This is a genomic window from Blautia glucerasea, assembly GCF_013304385.1.
GTDB classification, from domain to species: domain Bacteria; phylum Bacillota; class Clostridia; order Lachnospirales; family Lachnospiraceae; genus Blautia_A; species Blautia_A ammoniilytica.
Map to the genome: position 1 here is coordinate 1 of NZ_JAAITU010000094.1, position 2674 is coordinate 2674.

Here is a 2674-nt window from a genome sequence, read left to right on the forward strand (position 1 = left end):
GCATTGCTTTTGCATAGCCTTCACATACTACATGTCCATCCCCGATAAACATTGGTCCTGCAGAATGTACTCTCAAGTTGTTCTGTGCATCATACACTGCCTTTTTACACACATAATCATGAATCGCCTTTACCTTCTCGTATAGGCTTTTACCGTTAGTGTCTGCCGCGATCTGGGCGGCTGCAGCATCTGCATTTTCCAGAAAATTATTCATATTATCTGTAATGTTAGTATTATAACCCTCCACCAGAGAAGGCATCATAGTAAACTCTGAAATAATGCCAGTATACTTTCCATTCTGCTCTGTAGCACTGATACTATAAGAATAGCCACTTCCACGCATCCAAAATACTTCCGGATAATCATAGGTGAACGCATCCAGTGCTGCCTGCATATTGACACGCACCTGAAGTATGGCTTCGTCATATGCCTCATCCTGAACCAGCTGGTTATCTTGGACCTTCGCCTCAAAAGTAACTGGTTTGCTGGCCTGATACTCATAAGAAACTCCATTAAATGTGCTGTAATTCACAAACAAATTGGAAACATATGTGTTATAGACTTCCAACGCCATCCCATCTAACTGATGGCCATAAGATCCATCATATTCTTCCAGTGAAAATACATGAATCCCATCTATATCTCCTGGTTCTCCGTTCACGATCAATGGAGAAGCCAGTTCCTCTTCCACATACTCCAGAATAGTTCCTTCCTGGAGATCCTGTGCATTTGTATCTGCACCGTCTGTAAACAGGTGGTCTTCTGTCTCCGAATCAACACCTGAAGTAAATTTCGCCTCCTGACTTTCTTCCCCTGCAGTCACTTCTTCCGGCTGTTCCGATTCTTCATCCTGAACATCTGTTATCTCTTGGGCTGCAGCGTCTGTGGCGGCAACATCTTCCACATCATAAAATGCTTCCCCATACACTCCAGAAGGTGATACTCCAAGAAGCACAGCCAATACTCCAGCCAGAATCTGATTTCGTTTTTTCATATACATCTCTCCATTTTTCTGCTAATACGGTCTCTGTGTGCTACTATAAGTATACCATTACATAGCTTTCCTTTCCAGTTGTTTTTCGCTGCCATGGGATTATGAAAAATATTGCAATTAATAGTATTCAAGTCGAGCAGCTGCGAGACTTGGCGCGTGATTCTGGTCAGCGTAAGCTGACATATTCTTTACAGAATCACTGTGCATCCTCGCGGAGCGTTTATCTCAGTCGAAGATTGGACTCCCACTGAGACGAACTTACTGTTACTCACCACCTGAAAGAGGTGGGAGTCTTCTCGACTGAGATAATGCGCTGAAAGGCATTTGCTCCCAGCGCATTATTTCAAACTATATAGCCAAAAATTTCTCTTTTTCAGTGACTTCTGCTTACATTTTCCAATGCATTCTAAACTGTTCTACTTCACAGTCACCACACATACACGCCTCTTCTTCCCGGAACGAACCGTGATCCTTGCCTTGCCTTTCTTCTTTGCATATATTTTGCCTTTTGCATTTACAGATACAACTTTACTATTGGAACTTTTAAATGTTACTTTTTCCTGAGAAGTTACCGGAGCTACCGTTGTACGAAGAGTATAGCTTCTTCCTTTTTTCAGCGTCAGCCGTGTATTGCTGATCTTTAAAGCCGTTGTTTTTACAAGTCCTTTTTGTACATATACTCGTATCTTTTTGGTATACCCGCTGGCAAGCCTGATGGTAATAATCGTATTTTCTCTTGCTTTTCCAGTTACAACTCCTTTTTGTGATACACGGGCAATCTTTTTATTTCCGGTTGACCAGGAAACCACAGAATCTCCTTTGGCAAGACCTGTCACTTTCACTGTATATTTCTGTTTCACACGCAGACGCAGGCTGGAAACATTCAGCTTTATGGATGGTGTCAGAGCCGGCACTGCAACGGTCACATATGCACCGCAGCTGCAGTACGCTGTACGAACACCTTCTTCCAGCGCAGTTGCTTCCTTAGTCAGCTGATATTCTCCATAATGATGTCCTGTTGCTGGAATCACAGTGTCAGCTAACCTTATCTCATTTGTACCTGCTTCATCACTGAAATATTTCCCACAAATATTGCAAGTCCAATACTCAGTATTTCCTGCTTCTGTACAGGTGGCTGCTTTGCTGTCTGTCTTATTCAACTGATGCCCGATGGCAGGAAGCACTGTGTCTGCAAGCGTTGTTTCCTTTGTGCCTGCTTCATCACTGAAATATTTTTCACAAACACTACAATACCAGTATTCCGCTTTTCCTGCTTCTGTACAGGTGGCTTTCTTTCCTTCTGTATGCAGCATATTGTTATGCCCACAGTATATCTGAAACCGAATAGTTATATTTCCTATATATTCTCCGATTCCATGGATTGTCACTTCTGCTGTACCAATATCCTGATTATCTTTATAAATCACTCTGTAATCAGTATCCTTAACCAAAACTTTACCATTACAAACAACTTTCACCTCTGGCCGGATAGCATTTCCTGTATATGCATATGCATCTGATTACATTGAGGCCGCTGCCTGTGAAAGGAATATTTTTCCTATTATATCCGTCAGATAACTGTTATCAGAAATCAGTGGATAAATAAATGCCTGGGGTGTATATTTAGTGGGAGATGAAAATGTATCCTTTTCAGTTCGTTCTTCCCGAAGTGTATTATGA

General features: G+C 42.0%; 2 protein-coding genes. Both read right to left on the reverse strand.

The genetic code is table 11. From position 1 onward, the window contains the following. Positions 1-994, reverse strand: a 994-nt coding sequence (locus tag G5B11_RS18355; RefSeq protein ID WP_173729292.1) for a transglutaminase domain-containing protein, incomplete at its 3' end; no start/stop codon positions are given. A 416-nt stretch (positions 995-1410) separates the two neighbouring features. Then, positions 1411-2421, reverse strand: a complete 1011-nt coding sequence (locus G5B11_RS18360) for an Ig-like domain-containing protein (protein ID WP_173729293.1) — start codon at positions 2419-2421, stop codon at positions 1411-1413. Positions 2422-2674: the final 253 nt, after the last annotated feature.